Source organism: Mesorhizobium sp. BR1-1-6, from assembly GCF_020165355.1.
GTDB lineage: Bacteria > Pseudomonadota > Alphaproteobacteria > Rhizobiales > Rhizobiaceae > Mesorhizobium.
The window spans coordinates 317,006-332,057 of sequence record NZ_JAIUHZ010000002.1; the positions used below are offsets into that span (position 1 = coordinate 317,006).

The window sequence follows — 15,052 nt, forward strand, 5'->3', positions numbered from 1 at the left end:
CGGCTAATCCTGGGAAATGTTCGCGCCATCGCGTATGGGCAACACCGGGCAGCGGACCCGGCGCCGCTGCTCCTTCCCCTTGTTCGAGCATCGGATTTCCCCGCGACCGTTTCCATTCGGGTCCGATGGTCTAGCCCGCCTTGCCGCCGAGCCATGCCGCGAACTGGTCGATGGTCTGGTCGGCGATCGCCTGCATGGTGGCTGGCGCCACCGCTTTCCAACTGTCGCCGCCCCCGCTGGCGCCGGAATTGGCCGAAGCCGCCTTCTGCTGGCCGTTGATGCGATGCAGGCGGTTGCCCGAGGGATCGTAGACGTCCCACACATAGATGACGGTGGTGTCCTTGCCTTCGGAGATCACCGAGAAATAGCCTTTGAGCACATGGGTCGCGGTCTGGTCGGCGCTGCCGGCCAGCGTGATGCCGCGCTGCCTAGCGCGCGTCTGCAACTCCGCCGTCAGCGGCGTCGCCGCTTCCACCGAAGCGCCGACGATCGGCGCGATCTGCAGGCGCGTCCTGGCAAGGATTGCGGCGGTCTGTGCGGGCGTGGCTGACGTCGTGGTCGTTGCTGGAGCGCCCGCCGTGGTCGTGGCAGGGCCAGCGGGCGCCGGGGTGGCGGCGCTGCCCTGGGTTGCCGGCGTGGCCGGCGCCGCGGCCGTGGGCGGGGTGATGGCGGAGGGTTCGAGGACGTCTTTTGCGTTGGTGCAGGCGGCGAGCGCCAGGACCACGAGCAATGACACGGTCGTCAGCTGCGATCGTCTCATTTGCCTTCTAACTCCTTGGCGAAGAACGCCTCCCATCGTGGATTCACTGTACGATCAAGTCGAGATCATGGCGGGAAAGCGGCTTCGGCTGTGATTCGGTCGTGAGATAGGTGCGGCCAAGCGTCATCGCCGTCTCGGTTTCGGAATCCATGATGATCATGTGGGCGAACAACGTCATGTTCGGCGCGATCGGCTCGGGATTGCCCTGGTAGAACATCGGCATGTCCATCCAGGACGGGGTGAAGCGGGCGCCGACCGAGTAGCCGCAGGCATTCAGCCGATGCTTGGTCAGTCCACGTGCCTCCATGACACGGGCATGCGCGTCGAACACGTCGCCGAAACTGTTGCCCGGCGTCATCGCCTTCTCGACCGCCAGCAGCGCGGCACGGGCCGCGTCGAACAAGTCCTGGTGACGCTTCGAGGCCTTGCCGGTCAGCACCGTGCGCATCATCGGCGCATGATAGTGATGAAAGACTCCCGCCCATTCGAGCGTCAACTGGTCGTTCTTGGTGAGCTTGCGGCGGCCGGCCTTGTAGCGGCACAGCAGCGCGTCGACGCCGGAGCCGATGATGAATTCGTTGGCCGGATAGTCGCCGCCGCCGGCAAAGATCGCGCCTTGCATGGCGGCAAGGATCAGCGCCTCGTCACCGCCCTGCTTGATCAGCGGCAAGGCCGCATCCAGCGCGTCGTCGGCCAGGTTCGCCGCCTTCTCGGCCTTGGCGATCTCGGCCGGGCTCTTGAACAGGCGCAGCCGGCCGACGATGCCGGATGCATCGGCGATCTGGCCGAAGGTCTGCAGCTGCTCGTCGAGGCGGCGGCCATTATAGGCGGTCAGCCCATGAGTGTCGTATTCGACCCCGATGCGGGCGCCGAGCAGGTCGAGCTCGTTCAGCAGATTGCGCAGGTCGACGGCCGGATTGGCGCCATCGCGATCGGTCCACAGCACGATGTTGTCGATGATTGAGGTGTGGCGCGCCTGACGCAGGTCGGCCGAGCGGGTCAGCAACACCATGGACCCGTCGGCTTTCACCACCAGGCACTGGAAGAAGCAGAAACCGAACGTGTCGTAGCCGGTCAGCCAATACATGCTTTCCTGCGCGAAGAGCAGGATGGCGTCGAGCTTCTTCTCGGCCATCTCGATCACCAGCCGGTCGCGGCGCGCGTCGAATTCGGATCGTTCAAAATGCAGCGCCATTATTCACTCTCCAAAACGATTGCCGATATCTGCCGGCCGTAATCGGGTTCCTTGCGGTGCGTCGTGCGCCGGTAGGAGTAAAACAGATCTTCCTCGGCATAGGTGCAGCGGCCGAGACCTTGCGCGGTCACACCCGCCCTGTCGAGCCGGTCCACCGTGTAGCGGTTGAGGTCGAACATCGAATGACCGGGATTCGCCGAAGGCGCGAAATATCTGTCATTTTCGCCATCGGCCTCGACGAAGCGGGCGACGAATTCAGGCCCGACCTCGTAGTTTTCCGGGCCGATCGAGGGGCCGAGCACGGCGACGATGTTTTCACGCCTGGCGCCGAGACTTTCCATCGCGGCAATGGTGTTCTCGAGCACCCCCGTGAAGGCGCCTTTCCAGCCGGCATGCGCCGCGCCGATGATACGCGCCGCGGCATCCGCGAACAGCACAGGGCCGCAATCGGCGGTCGAGGCGCCGATGGCGATGCCCGGCCGGTCGGTGACGATGGCGTCGGCCTTGGGACGCTCGCCTGCAAAGGGTCCCCTGGCGACGACGACATCAGGCGAATGGATTTGCCAGGCGGTCAGGAGATGGTCCGCCGGCACGCCCATCCAGGCGGCGACACGGCGGCGGTTCTCGGCGACCAGCGCCTGGTCGTCATCCGAGCCGGTGCCGATGTTGAGGCCCTGATAGATGCCGGTCGAGACGCCGCCGACGCGGGTGAAATAACCGTGGCGGATGCCTTGTGCCTGCGCCAGGTCCAGCAGCGGCGACCGCACGGGATCCAGTTTGGTCTGATTCAGCATGTGGGCGTTGTTGTCCGTGTGGGCGGTTTCGTCAAGAAAAAGTCCGAAGCGAGACGGCCGGCGTTAAGCCGCTCTTTTACCGGACGGGAGATTGGGAGGGGTGACGGTGAAAAGTCAATCCGGCGTGGCGAAGGGGCAACGCAACGAATCCGGGGTAACGGTTCCTTCGCCGCTGCGCGGTGAGGGAGCATTGAACGGAAAAACCCGCCTGTGCGGCGGGTCCCTGGCGCAACTCAGCACCATAACCAAGTATCTACCATAGTTGCCTTCACCCTGTCAAGAAAAAATTCCTATCATGAGAAGTTGCCGGCCATGAAAAGCTACCGACACAACCGGACTGGCCGTCGTCACGCCTTGTCAATCCGAGCTCGGAGCCTGGGCAAAGGGGCGAACGGCAACGCCGCGCGGCACTATGGCAAGCACCTTGAACAGGTCGCCCATGGCCTGCGGCCCGGCGAGGCGTTCGACATCGCCAGCGATCTTGTCGCGTGCCGCCTGGCTGGCATCGGCGCCAAGCCGGCCGGCGCGCTCCAGAATGCCCAGGCCGAGCAGGAAATCGCCCTGCGTCGATAGATGGGCGTCCAGACCATGCGCGCGCACCACCCCGGCAAGGGCGGCGAAATCGACATGGGAGGTGAGGTCGGCTTCGCCGGGATTGGCCAGCACATCTTCGTGATCATGACGGCGCAGGGCCTGCAACGTGTCGCCGACACCCGGCCGCAGATGGCCATAGTCGACAAACAAGCCGGAGCCGCCATGAGCGGCTATGCGCTCGGCGATGGTCGCCATCAGGGCGCTGCGCGCCGGCGCCACTTCGACGATCGCGCCTTGCGGCGCCTCGCCGGCATCGGCGGGCAGCAGCGTCGGGTCGAGCGAGCCGGCGCCGGCGAAGAAGCAAAGATTGTCAGCGCCGTCGAGGCCGATCACGCGCTCGCGCCAGCCGGTGCCGGTGCGGACGAACTGGCGGATGGGGATGGCGTCGAACAATTCGTTGCCGACGATGAAAAGCGGCTGTGGCGGCAGCGTGTCGATGGTCTCGTGCCAGCGAATCGAGAACGGTGTGGCGCCGAGCGTCTGTTTCTGCACCTCGGTCAGGCGAGGGCTGGTCTCAATCATGGCGAAGGCAGCGTCGTTGGCCAGTGCCGGTTCGAGCCGTGACAGGGTGCGAAGCATGTCCTTCATCAGCGTGCCGCGGCCGGGGCCGATCTCGGCGATGGTGACCGGCGTCGGCCGGCCGACCGCCAGCCAGGCCTGGTAGAGCCAGACGGCGACGAGCTCGCCGAACATCTGGCTGATCTCCGGCGCGGTGATAAAATCGCCGGCGGCGCCGAACGGTTCGCGCGTGGTGTAGTAGCCCGCCTCGGGATCGAACAGGCACAATGCCATGTATTCGTTGACGGGGATCGGCCCCGTCGCCTCGATCAGATCGACGATGCGTGCCTTCAGCCGCGTCATGTCGCCTGCGGCCGTGACTGTGGCACCGGCTTGGCTGTCGTCATCGCCCAAATGCCGGCCAGCACCATCGGCGAGGACAGGATCATGCCCATGGTGAGCCAGTTGGTGCCAAGGAGATAGCCGAGCTGCTGGTCGGGCTCGCGGAAGAATTCGACTGCTATGCGCGACAGGCCATAGCCGCAGATGAAGGCGCCGCCGACGAAGCGCGGCGTCTTCAGCTTGAGGCGCGAATGGGTGAGGAAGCGCAGCACGAGAAAGAGCACCAGGCCTTCAAGCAGGGCCTCGTAAAGCTGGCTCGGATGGCGGGTAAACGGCCCGCCATTGGGAAACTCGATCGCCCATGGCACGTCGGTTGGCCGGCCCCAGAGCTCGGAGTTGATGAAGTTGGCGACGCGCACGAGGCCAAGACCGACCGGCACGCCAGCGGCCACGACGTCGAACAGCGACCAGGTGCGGATGCCGCGCTTGATCGAAAACAGCGTCATGGCGAGGATGACGCCGAGCAGGCCGCCATGGAACGACATGCCGCCCTGCCAGACGGCGAAGATGTCGAGCGGGTGCGCGATATAGCGCGGCAGGTCATAGAACAGCACGTAGCCGGTGCGCCCGCCCAGCACGACGCCGATGGCCGCCCAGATGATGAAATCATCGAGGTCCTCCGGCTTCATCGGCAGGATGCCGTCGGGCCAGAGTTTCGGATTGGCGGCGAGCCGCTTGGCGTACCACCAGGCGAACAGGATGCCGACGATGTAGCCGACGCCGTACCAGTGCACCCCCAGCGGCCCGATCTGAATCAGCACCGGGTCGATGTTGGGAAAGGGCAACGAGGCCAGCGGCAGCAGGAAATATTCGTTCAACGGGGAGCTCTCGGTTGCGTTTGGCGCGGACCATGCGGCAGGGTTTTGGCGGGGTCAAGGCAAGGTGGTCGGCCTCAAAGATCGGATCGGATCACCGCTTGCAGGCCCATCGCGCCGTGCGGGCGGTGAGCTCAATCCCTTGGCTTGGCGGCCACCAACTGCCGCAACGCGTCGTTGATCCTGTCATGCCAGCCGGGGCCATCTTCCTGGAAATGATCGAGCACGGCCCGGTCGATCCGGATCGAAACAAGCTCGCGGACGTTCGGCGCGGCCGAAGCTTCGCGAATTGGCGGTGCCGGCTTCTTCACCGGTTTGAAGGCAGCTTCGGCGGCTGCCATCGGATTGGTCGGTCGGCGCGGAGGGGTTGCCATTGGTGACCTGACTGAAGTGTGCTTGAGGCAATACGAGACGAGAACACAATAGGCGAGCTTGCGCCCTCAAGTACAGCTCTGGCGCCGTTCGGGAGCTTCTTACAGGAATGGCACCGCCATGCGCCACAGCAACGCAGATGGAACGGCAACCCTCAACGTTCTTGCATTCGGCGCGCGGCACTACTAACTCAATTTCAGCAACCGAGGATTTGCCATGTCGACCGGACCGAACCGCATTCTCGACGAATTCGCCAAGCTGATGACCGATGCCGCGGGCGCCGCGCAGGGCGTGCGGCGCGAGGTGGAGACCGCCTTCAAGGGACAGGCCGAACGCATCCTGAATTCGATGGACGTGGTGCAGCGCGAGGAGTTCGAGGCCGCGCGCGAGATGGCCGCCAAGGCCAGGGAAGAGAATGCTCGCCTTGTCGACCGCATCGAGGCGCTTGAGGCCAGGCTTGCCGAACTGACCGGGCAGGCCACACCTGCGGCTTCCGCAAAGCCCAGGCCGAAAAAATAATTCGTTAAACTTTTCCACAAAGCACCAGCCTGAAAAGCGCTTTGCCGTGAATCGCTTACCGGCATTGCGTGACTCTGTGTGACAGCGCCTTTCCACATGCGAATGACGCAGCGCGAAAAATTGGGCTGTTCACGCGACTCCCGATCAATAGACTGAATTTGTTGCATGATTCGGAGCAGGGTCATGCGCCGGGCGGTGGGGTCCGGTCTGGGGTCTTTGCGTCGAGAAGTCCTGGCCGTCCGAGTTCTAGATCAGATTGTTCGTCGTGTGTGCCCCGCGGAGCGTGTGGCGCTCCCCTGAACACAGGAAGCATTCCATGGAACTTCTCGAACTCGAATTCTCCCGCGAAATCCATCCGGTGGATGTCATTGAGCAGGTGGCCCACAACAATGATTGGTCCTTCGAACGGGCCGGCGACGACGAAATCTCGATCTCGGTCGCCGGAAGCTGGACCGATTATCACGTCTCCTTCTCCTGGATGGAGGATTTCGAGGCGCTGCATCTGGCCTGCGCCTTCGACATCAAGGTGCCGGAGGCCCGCGCGCTGGAAGTGATGCGGCTGTTGTCGCTGATCAACGAACAGATGCTGTTCGGCCATTTCGACCTGTGGGAGCAGGAAGGCGCTATCATGTTCCGCCAGTCGCTGCTTCTGGCGGGCGGGGTCGAGCCATCGAGCCAGCAGGTCGAGGTGCTGCTGTCGTCGGCGCTGGAGGCCTGCGAATGCTACTTCCAGGCGTTCCAGTTCGTCGTCTGGTCCGGCACATCGGCCAAGGACGCGCTGGCGGGGGTGCTGTTCGAGACTTTCGGCAACGCCTGACCAAGATGTTTTCGACATGAGTTCAAGCAGCGAGCGCAAGCCCGAGATCAGTTTCGCCGATTTCGATCGTGTCGACATCCGCGCCGGCACGATCCTCGAGGCCGAACCGTTTCCGCAGGCACGCAAGCCGGCGTTCAAGCTCAAGATCGATTTCGGGCCCGAGATCGGGGTGAAGAAATCGTCGGCGCAGATCACCAAATATTATACGCCCGAGACGCTGATCGGCCGGCAGGTGTTCGCGGTGGTCAATTTTCCGCCGCGCCAGATCGGGCCGTTCATGTCGGAAGTGCTGACGCTCGGCTTTCCCGACGAAGAGGGCGCCGTGGTGCTCGGCGCCATCGAGCGCAAGGTGCCGGACGGCGGGCGGCTGTTTTAGCCGAGAGGTAGCGTCAGGCCGCCAGTTTCCGCGTCGTGCCCAGCGCCTCCTGGACCGTATCGAGAAACATTTCCGCGCAGGCTTTCCAGCTGTAGCGCATAGCGCGTTCTCGCGCCTGGGCGCGGTCGACATCGAGGGCGGCGAGCGATGCCGCGCGCAGGTCGTTGGAGACCGCGCCGCCGAAGCCGTCGCCGACGATGTCGATCGGTCCCGTGACCGGAAAGGCGGCGACCGGCGTGCCGCTGGCCAGCGCTTCGATGATGACGTTGCCGAAGGTGTCGGTGCGGCTCGGAAAGACGAAAACGTCGGCCGAGGCGTAGATTTCGGCCAGTTCATCGTTGGGGCGGTGGCCAAGGAAATGCGCGGCGGGGTAGCGCGCCTTGAGCTTCGCCAGTTCCGGGCCCTCGCCGACAATCACCTTGCTGCCGGGCAGGTCGAGATCGAGGAAGGCGGAGAGGTTCTTCTCGATGGCGACGCGGCCGACACAGAGGAACAACGGGCCGGGGAAGCCGAGATCCTTCCTCTTGTCGGGCCGGAAATGATCGGTGTCGACGCCGCGCGTCCATGGCCTCAGCTTGTTGAAACCGCGCGCTGCAAGATCATCCGCCAGCGACTGCGTCGCGACCAGCGTGCCTTGGCCGGAATTGTGGAAATCGCGCAGCCAGCGATAGGCCCAGCTTTCCGGCACCGGCAGCCGGGCGCTGAGATATTCAGGAAAGCGTGTGTGGTAGCTGGTCGTAAACGGCCGGCCGGCATTGCGGCAGTAGCGCCGCGCCATGATGCCGAGCGGACCTTCGGTGACGATGTGGATGTGGTCTGCCTTGTAGGCCTCGATCAGGCGCGCGACATGACCTGGCGTGGTCAGCGCCAGGCGGATATCGGGATAGGTCGGCAAGGGCAAAGTGTGAAAGATGTTGGGTGTCAGGAAATCCACCGCGACGTCGAACGATTTCAGCGTCTCGGTGAGCCGCTCCAGCGTGTGGACGACGCCATTGACCTGCGGGCGCCAGGCGTCGGTGACCATCAATATGCGCATGGCGGGCCTTTGCTCGAAAGGTCGGCGGTTGCCTCGGTATGATGCCGGGACGGCGACCAGCCTGCGGCCCTCGCTTCGCTCCAGCGCACCCGGGCGGGCACGGGATCGAAGTCAGACGGCGGGCTCGAATCAAGTGAGGTCGCGCGCTTCATGCGCGCTCTTCAGCATGGTTTCATGACGCGCCAATGAAATCGGCCGAACATGACCTCGTCCGGAAACGGTTTCCGCTTCCCGCGATTAAGTCCCTGTCAGGCCGGAACCTTGATCACGGCGCGCAAGCCGCCGAGCGGGCTGACATCGAGCGTGATGTCGCCGCCATGGCTGCGGGCGATGTCGCGGGCGATCGACAGGCCGAGGCCAGTGCCGCTGGCATCGAGATTGCGGGCCTCGTCGAGCCGCATGAAGGGTTTGAACACCTCTTCGCGCTTTTCGGCCGGAATGCCCGGACCGTCATCGTCGATGGTGACCACAAGCGAGCCGCGGCCATGATTGGCGGCCACGTCCACCGTCTTGGCGTAGCGGAAGGCGTTGCCGATGACATTCGACATCAGCCTGGCGAAGGCGTTCGGCCGCACATGCACGGTCGGATCGCCGGAAAGCGTCGTCGACAATTTGCATTTGCGCAACCGAGCTTCCTCGCTCAGCTTCTGGAAATAGGCTTCGAGATCGAAGCGCCCGGTGTCTTCCGAGGCCTCGCCGCGGGCGAAGGCAAGATAGCCTTCGAGCATCGACTGCATGTCGTCGATGTCCTGGTTGAGCGCGGCCTTGGTCTCGGCCTTGCCGCCCGCCAGCGCCAGCTGCAGCTTGAAGCGGGTGAGGATGGTTCTGAGGTCATGGCTGACGCCGGTGAGCATGGCGGTGCGCTGTTCGATCTGGCGCTCGATGCGCTCGCGCATCTGGATGAAGGCAAAACCGGCGCGGCGGACCTCCTCCGCGCCGCGCGGGCGGAAATCACGCGGCATCGGCCGGCCCTTGCCGAAGCTTTCGGCGGCTTCGGCCAGCGTCAGGATCGGCCGGATCTGGTTGCGCAGGAAGGGAATGGCGATCATCAGCAGCACCAGCGAGGTACCGACCATCCAGATCAGGAAGATGTGCGTGTTCGAAGCATAGGCCTGGCTGCGGCGCACGAAGACGCGCAACACTTTGCCTTCGAGCTGGACGCGCACCTCGATGATGTTGGAATTGCCGACCGTGTCGATCCAGAACGGCCGGTTGATCTGGCGGGTGATCTCGGCGGAGAGAACGTCGTCGAGGATGGAGAAGAACGGCTTTGGCCCAGGCGGCGGCAGCGGGTCGGGCGGCAGGAGGTCGACCTTCAACTGCATACGGTCCTGGGCAATGCGGATGATGTTGGCGTAGTCGGCGTCGTGCGGATAGGTCTCGATCAGGTCGATGATGGCGGCGATGTCGCGCACGGTCGCCTGCGACAGGCGCTGCGTCACGGTCGCCCAATGCCGCTCCATGAAGACGAAAGCGACCACCGATTGCAGCAGGATCATCGGCGCGATGACGATGATCAGCGAGCGCGCGTAGAGGCGCTTGGGCATGTAGAGCGAAACGAGGCGCCAGAACCGGTTCCAGACGCGCGGACCCCTCTTGAGCAGCCGTGTGGAGCGGGTGCTCAAGCCGTCAGATTCCGGCTGTTCCAGTTCCGTGGTCGCCATTCACCTTTCGCTCGCTCCGTGGCCGTCAGGCAGGCCGAAGGCGGTAGTCTATTCGACGCTGAGCCGATACCCAATACCGCGGACCGTCTGCAGCCAGACCGGATTGGAGGGATCGCGCTCGATCTTGCGGCGCAACCGATTGATCTGGACGTCGATGGTGCGCTCGCCGACATCCGATTCGTCGCCGACCAGTTCGTGGCGCGGGATGGTTTCGCCGGCGCGCGCGGCGAATATCGCCAGGATCTCCTGCTCGCGATCGGTCAGCTTCAGCGCCTCGCCGCCACGCTTCAATTCGCGCCTGGCGATCTGGAATGTGTAGGGACCGAAGACGAGCTGCTCCACCTTGGGCGTGGTCGCGGGGCCGCCGCGGCGCAGGATGTTGTTGATGCGCAGGATCAATTCGCGCGGATCGAAGGGCTTTGGCAGGTAATCGTCGGCGCCGGCCTCCAGGCCGGTGATGCGGCTGTCGGTTTCCGATAGCGCCGTCAGCATCAGGATCGGTACGTTCTTCTCGGCCCGCAGCGCCTTGGTCAGGTCGACGCCGCTTTCGCCGGGCATCATCACATCCAGCACAAGAAGATCGAAGTCGAGGCCGGCGAGCTTGCGCCGGGCTTCGCCCGAATTGCCGGCGACGGTGACGCGAAAACCGTTTTCGGTCAGATATTGCTTGAGCAGGTTGCGGATGCGGGTGTCGTCATCGACCACAAGCAAATGCGGCGCATCGTCGTCCGGTGCGGCCGCGTGATCAGCGCGTTCAGTGCTCTCCATGGCTTTTCCCTGACATTTTTGCGGACCCAACGTCGATCTGGGCTCTCAGTTCCGGATTGACCATTGCTTCGAGGAAGCGTTCCACCTGGGTCCGTTCGGCGGCTCCGGAATCTTCCAATGCAGCATGGATGCGGCGCGACTGTGGCCGTGCCAGCGCCAGCGCCAGCGCGCGGCCCTTGGCGGTCGGATACAGTTCGCGCTGGCGACGGTCGCGCGGCCCTTGCAGCTGCACGACATGGTCGGTGTCGATCAGTTGCTTCAGCACGCGCGCCAGGCTCTGCTTGGTGATCTTCAAGACATCGAGCAGTTCGGCGACCGTCAGGCCCGGCCTGCGGTTGACGAAATGCAGCACCCTATGGTGGGCGCGGCCGAAGCCATAGTCGGCCAGGATCTGATCGGGATCCGAGGTGAAATCGCGATAGGCGAAGAAAAACAGCTCGATGAGGGCGAAATCAATGCCATCCTCGATTGACATCGCGGTCCTGATCGGTGTCCCGGCTGCTCGGCTTCGATCCGTCATCTTTTCTCCATGGGCAGGGAAGATTATGTCAGTACTATTGACGTAATTTCCCTGCAATGGTAATTTTTGACAAGGTTTTGGGCGGATTGCGAACGAAAAGGCAAGACAGGCCGGGTTTTCCGGAACTTCCTGAGTTTGCCAGAGCACGATTATCCGCCTACCTTTCCAGACAGCGGCAGGCGCCCCAACCAGATGGCGCGGCCGACAAGAGCACGCAACGAACAACGATATGCGGGCTGCCGCCCGCGGGAGGTTACCATGGCATCCGTTCCCTTTGATCAACTGGACGGCTTCATCTGGATGAATGGCGAGTTCGTGCAATGGGGCGAGGCCAAGATCCATGTGCTGACCCACGGCCTGCACTATGCCAGCGCGGTGTTCGAGGGCGAGCGCGCCTATGGTGGCGAGATCTTCAAGCTCAACGAGCATACCGAGCGCCTGCATGAATCGGCGCGGCTGCTCGGCTTCAAGATCCCCTATTCGGTGGCCGAGCTCAACGACGCCTCCAGTACCCTGCTGAAGAAGCAGGGCTTCAAGGATGCCTATGTCAGGCCGATCGCCTGGCGCGGCAGCGAGCAGATGGGCGTTTCGGCGCAGAACAACCGCATCAATTGCGCCATCGCCATCTGGCAGTGGCCTAGCTACTTCGATCCGGCGCAGAAGCTGAAAGGCATACGTCTCGATATGGCTGAGTGGCGCCGGCCCGACCCGCGCACGGCGCCGTCCAAATCGAAGGCTGCCGGCCTCTATATGATCTGCACCATGTCCAAGCATGCCGCCGAGGCCAAGGGCTATGCCGACGCCATGATGCTCGACTGGCGCGGCCAGGTCGCGGAAGCCACCGGCGCCAACATCTTCTTCGTCAAGGACGGCAGGATCCACACGCCAAAGCCGGACTGCTTCCTCGACGGCATCACCCGCCGCACGGTCATCGGCCTCGCCAAGGACCGCGGCCTGGAGGTGGTGGAGCGCGCCATCATGCCGGAAGAACTCGAGGGCTTCGAGCAGTGCTTCCTGACTGGAACGGCAGCGGAAGTGACCCCGGTTTCGGAGATCGGGCCGTACCGATTCGAGGTCGGCGAGATCGCCAAGACTCTGATGAATGACTATTCTGCGGCCGTTCAGCCGAAGCACGCGATCGCCGCAGAATAACGAAAGTCACAGCTTTTCACGCAAGCAGGGGCGGTTTTCGGGCCGCCCCTTTTATTTCAGCGTTTCTGCATTTGACTTTCGCCGAATTCAGCGTCTCCATGATGGTGTCGGCCCGGGAGGCTGGCAGCTATGGAGGGACTGGTAAGATGGACATGAATACGCTTCTTCCGATCATCGTTCAGATCATTACAGGCATCATCGGTGGTCAGGCGGTCGGCGCGGCGATCAAGACGGCGGCGCTGGGGCAGCTTCCCAAGATCCTGGGCGGCGCCATTGGCGGCGTCGGCGGCGCGGCGATCCTCGGCAGCCTGCTCGGCGGCACAGTCGATCCGGCAGCGGCTGCGGCAGCGACGAGTGGTCTGGGCAGCGCGCTCAACCTGCAGAACATCGTCGGCGGCGCCGGCGGCGGCGCGATCCTGACCGGCATTATCGGCGCGGTCATGGGCGCCATGAAGAAGTAAGCCTGCGATCTCGGGCTGGCCAAATGGGCGGCTTCGGCCGCCCATTTCTGTTTCCAGAGCGCGCCGCATGAATGCGTTTCGACGCGACGCGCTTTGGAACGACCGATCCCAAGGGTGGACGCCCTTCGCTCGCGCCTCTACATCACGGCGTGAACATCGAAAGGACGATCATGGGTCAGCTCAATGCCGGCATCGTGCCGGTCACGCCTTTCCAGCAGAATTGCACGATCCTGTTCGACATGGACGACAAACACGGTGTCGTCGTCGATCCGGGCGGCGATATCGACAAGGTGCTGGCGGCGCTGAAGGACAATGCGATATCGGCCGGCGCGATCTGGATCACGCATGGTCATATCGACCATGCCGGCGGCGCGATGGAGTTGAAGGAAGCGCTCGGCGTCGAGATCATCGGCCCGCACGAGGCCGACAGGATGTTGCTCGACAATCTTGAGAACCAGGGCGAGCGCTATGGCATTGCCGGCGTGCGCAACTGCGTGCCCGACCGGTTTCTCACCGAAGGCGAGACGGTCTCGTTCGGCTCGCATCTCTTCGAGGTGCTGCATTGCCCCGGCCACGCGCCCGGCCATGTGGTCTATTACAACCGCGCGGCCAAATTCGCCCATGTCGGGGACGTGCTGTTTCGCGGCTCGATCGGGCGCACCGACCTGCCGGGCGGCGATCATGCGGCACTCATCGCCTCGATCAAGGACAAGCTTTTGCCGCTCGGCGACGACATCGGCTTCATCTGCGGCCACGGTCCGGGCGGGCGTTTCGGCGAGGAGCGGCGGAGCAATCCGTTTTTGACGTGAAGCGCGTCGCGCCGAAGCCGGTGCCGGCTTGACAAAAAAAGCGCCGGCCTTGCGGTCAGCGCTTTTTGTTGAGGCAGGGAAGCCCTTGATCAGTTAGCGGTGCAGAAATGCTGCTCGCCGTCATTGCCGGTGAAGGTGCCGGTGCGGGCGTTGAAGGTGCGGTACCGGTCGGAGCAATAGTCGTACCAGCCGCGCGTCCACGGTTCGGCATAGCGGTCGGCGTAGACCACTTGCGGTTCGGCATAGTAGCGGCGGACCGGCGCCGGGCGAATCCGCACATCGCGATCGTAGTAACCGTCATCGTAGTAGTCGCGGGGCGGCGGCTGCTGGTTGGCCAACGCACCGCCGATCAGCGCGCCGGCCGCGAGGCCGAGGACGCCGGCGGCAATGGCATCGCCATGGTCATGATGGCGGCGGTGACGCCAATCGCCCGCATTGGCCGCGGGCAAGGCCGCGAACGTGGTGGCAACCACTGCGGCGGACAGCACGGCTGTCTTGAAAATTCGGTTCATGTCGATCTCCTTCGTGCCGGCCCGTAAGAATTCCGGGGATGCGGTCCGGCTTTACGAAAGATTAATATGAGACCGTGGCTGAACGGGGGCTGAACGAATTTTTGCCTGACCGGAGGGCACGGGCATCAACTATCGAACGCTCCAGGGAGCGAAGCTGTCCTGCCAGAACAGCCGCCGTTCCGGAGCAGGCTCAGCCGATCGACAGGTTGACGGCCTTGGGACCCTTGCCGCGCTTGTCAGGCTCGGTGTCGAATGTCACTTTCTGCCCATCCTCAAGACCGGGAAGACCCGACGCCTGCACGGCCGAAATATGAACGAAGACATCCTTCGCGCCATCATCCGGTGTGATGAAGCCGAACCCTTTGGCATGGTTGAAGAATTTGACGGTGCCGGTCTGCGGCATGGGAAGCTCCTTTGATCCCATAAACTCCAGTCTCGGGCCGGCAAATGCCCGAATGGAAATTTGTCCTTTATTTTAGCGTCATCGGCAAGAGAAAGTTTTGCGGGCACTTAAAGCGCGTCGCGCTTTAAGTTTTCATTATGATGCATGTCGTTGACCCGACACCGGATCCACTTTGGGGCGACAGCATTTTTGCTGCGCTGCGACATGAAAAAGGCGCGACGAAAATCGCCGCGCCTTCAAAATTCGTTTGCCTCTTCCGAAGTCATTCAAGCTTCGGAGCCTCAGTCGCACGGCCAGGAAGGGCGTGCTGCTGGCCGATGGCTCAGGCGGCGCGGAGGTTGACGGCCTTGGGGCCTTTGCCCATGCGATCCGGCTCGACGTCGAAGGTGACCTTCTGGCCGTCGACGAGCGTGCGCAGGCCCGAGGCCTCGATCGCGGAAATGTGGACGAATACGTCCTTGGCGCCACCGTCGGGCGTGATGAAACCGAAGCCTTTGGTCGCGTTGAAGAATTTAACGGTGCCGGTCTGGGCCATTGGGGAAACTCCTTCACCCGTTCAGTCTTGATGGTCCTGCCCGCCACCTC

The 15,052-nt window shown here is 63.4% G+C and carries 19 protein-coding genes; 6 read left to right on the forward strand and 13 right to left on the reverse strand.

Annotated features, from left to right (window positions below; translation table 11 throughout):
* Positions 1–130: 130 nt before the first annotated feature.
* The 6 genes from LB545_RS06750 to LB545_RS06775 all read right to left on the reverse strand — a co-directional run bounded on the left by LB545_RS06750 (position 131) and on the right by LB545_RS06775 (position 5,432).
* Positions 131–760 carry a hypothetical protein gene (locus tag LB545_RS06750; RefSeq protein WP_140631828.1) on the reverse strand — a complete coding sequence of 210 codons (630 nt, stop codon included), beginning with the start codon at positions 758–760 and terminating at the stop codon, positions 131–133.
* A 43-nt stretch (positions 761–803) separates the two neighbouring features.
* Positions 804–1,955, reverse strand: a complete 1,152-nt coding sequence (locus tag LB545_RS06755; RefSeq protein ID WP_140516886.1) for a M24 family metallopeptidase — start codon at positions 1,953–1,955, stop codon at positions 804–806.
* On the reverse strand, positions 1,955–2,749 hold the full coding sequence (gene pgeF, locus LB545_RS06760) for a peptidoglycan editing factor PgeF (RefSeq protein WP_140496014.1): 795 nt from the start codon (positions 2,747–2,749) through the stop codon (positions 1,955–1,957). Before pgeF ends, LB545_RS06755 begins: the two co-directional genes overlap by 1 nt.
* 357 nt (positions 2,750–3,106) lie before the next feature.
* The gene (locus LB545_RS06765; RefSeq protein ID WP_140496013.1) at positions 3,107–4,204 is read right to left on the reverse strand and encodes a class I SAM-dependent methyltransferase; all 1,098 of its coding nucleotides are present in this window, start codon (positions 4,202–4,204) and stop codon (positions 3,107–3,109) included.
* The gene (gene lgt, locus LB545_RS06770) at positions 4,201–5,061 is read right to left on the reverse strand and encodes a prolipoprotein diacylglyceryl transferase (protein ID WP_140649721.1); all 861 of its coding nucleotides are present in this window, start codon (positions 5,059–5,061) and stop codon (positions 4,201–4,203) included. The genes LB545_RS06765 and lgt overlap by 4 nt, the downstream gene beginning before the upstream one ends.
* Before the next feature lie 131 nt (positions 5,062–5,192).
* Entirely contained in the window at positions 5,193–5,432 is a 240-nt protein-coding gene (locus LB545_RS06775) for a BrnA antitoxin family protein (RefSeq protein ID WP_140649723.1), read from the reverse strand.
* Between the two features lie 214 nt (positions 5,433–5,646).
* Here LB545_RS06775 and LB545_RS06780 point away from each other — a divergent pair, with 214 nt between their 5' ends.
* From LB545_RS06780 to LB545_RS06790, 3 genes are all read left to right on the forward strand, one after another.
* Entirely contained in the window at positions 5,647–5,949 is a 303-nt protein-coding gene (locus tag LB545_RS06780; RefSeq protein WP_140516880.1) for an accessory factor UbiK family protein, read from the forward strand.
* 316 nt (positions 5,950–6,265) lie between these two features.
* On the forward strand, positions 6,266–6,766 hold the full coding sequence (locus LB545_RS06785) for a YbjN domain-containing protein (RefSeq protein ID WP_127855850.1): 501 nt from the start codon (positions 6,266–6,268) through the stop codon (positions 6,764–6,766).
* Between the two features lie 16 nt (positions 6,767–6,782).
* Positions 6,783–7,142, forward strand: a complete 360-nt coding sequence (locus LB545_RS06790; protein ID WP_140567062.1) for a tRNA-binding protein — start codon at positions 6,783–6,785, stop codon at positions 7,140–7,142.
* Positions 7,143–7,155: 13 nt separating this feature from the next.
* Here LB545_RS06790 and LB545_RS06795 read toward each other — a convergent pair whose 3' ends face one another.
* From LB545_RS06795 to LB545_RS06810, 4 genes are all read right to left on the reverse strand, one after another.
* A complete protein-coding gene (locus tag LB545_RS06795) occupies positions 7,156–8,178 on the reverse strand; it encodes a glycosyltransferase family 4 protein (protein ID WP_140649725.1) in 1,023 nt (340 codons plus the stop codon).
* A gap of 248 nt (positions 8,179–8,426) precedes the next feature.
* The gene (locus LB545_RS06800; protein ID WP_140631836.1) at positions 8,427–9,842 is read right to left on the reverse strand and encodes an ATP-binding protein; all 1,416 of its coding nucleotides are present in this window, start codon (positions 9,840–9,842) and stop codon (positions 8,427–8,429) included.
* Positions 9,843–9,890: 48 nt separating this feature from the next.
* Positions 9,891–10,610, reverse strand: a complete 720-nt coding sequence (locus tag LB545_RS06805) for a response regulator (protein ID WP_140631839.1) — start codon at positions 10,608–10,610, stop codon at positions 9,891–9,893.
* Positions 10,597–11,130 carry a MarR family winged helix-turn-helix transcriptional regulator gene (locus tag LB545_RS06810; protein ID WP_181165219.1) on the reverse strand — a complete coding sequence of 178 codons (534 nt, stop codon included), beginning with the start codon at positions 11,128–11,130 and terminating at the stop codon, positions 10,597–10,599. Before LB545_RS06810 ends, LB545_RS06805 begins: the two co-directional genes overlap by 14 nt.
* A gap of 258 nt (positions 11,131–11,388) precedes the next feature.
* On the opposite strand from LB545_RS06810, the gene LB545_RS06815 reads away from it, so the two are divergent.
* The 3 genes from LB545_RS06815 to LB545_RS06825 all read left to right on the forward strand — a co-directional run bounded on the left by LB545_RS06815 (position 11,389) and on the right by LB545_RS06825 (position 13,552).
* On the forward strand, positions 11,389–12,282 hold the full coding sequence (locus LB545_RS06815; protein ID WP_140496006.1) for a branched-chain amino acid aminotransferase: 894 nt from the start codon (positions 11,389–11,391) through the stop codon (positions 12,280–12,282).
* Positions 12,283–12,428: 146 nt separating this feature from the next.
* A complete protein-coding gene (locus tag LB545_RS06820) occupies positions 12,429–12,743 on the forward strand; it encodes a hypothetical protein (RefSeq protein ID WP_140496005.1) in 315 nt (104 codons plus the stop codon).
* A 170-nt stretch (positions 12,744–12,913) separates the two neighbouring features.
* A complete protein-coding gene (locus LB545_RS06825) occupies positions 12,914–13,552 on the forward strand; it encodes an MBL fold metallo-hydrolase (RefSeq protein ID WP_140496004.1) in 639 nt (212 codons plus the stop codon).
* An 89-nt stretch (positions 13,553–13,641) separates the two neighbouring features.
* Here LB545_RS06825 and LB545_RS06830 read toward each other — a convergent pair whose 3' ends face one another.
* The 3 genes from LB545_RS06830 to LB545_RS06840 form a co-directional block, all read right to left on the reverse strand.
* The gene (locus LB545_RS06830; RefSeq protein ID WP_140649727.1) at positions 13,642–14,064 is read right to left on the reverse strand and encodes a BA14K family protein; all 423 of its coding nucleotides are present in this window, start codon (positions 14,062–14,064) and stop codon (positions 13,642–13,644) included.
* Between the two features lie 190 nt (positions 14,065–14,254).
* Positions 14,255–14,467: a cold-shock protein gene (locus LB545_RS06835; protein WP_006202521.1), complete on the reverse strand. Its 213-nt coding sequence runs from the start codon at positions 14,465–14,467 to the stop codon at positions 14,255–14,257.
* A 322-nt stretch (positions 14,468–14,789) separates the two neighbouring features.
* Positions 14,790–15,002 carry a cold-shock protein gene (locus tag LB545_RS06840; protein ID WP_006202520.1) on the reverse strand — a complete coding sequence of 71 codons (213 nt, stop codon included), beginning with the start codon at positions 15,000–15,002 and terminating at the stop codon, positions 14,790–14,792.
* Positions 15,003–15,052 lie beyond the last annotated feature (50 nt).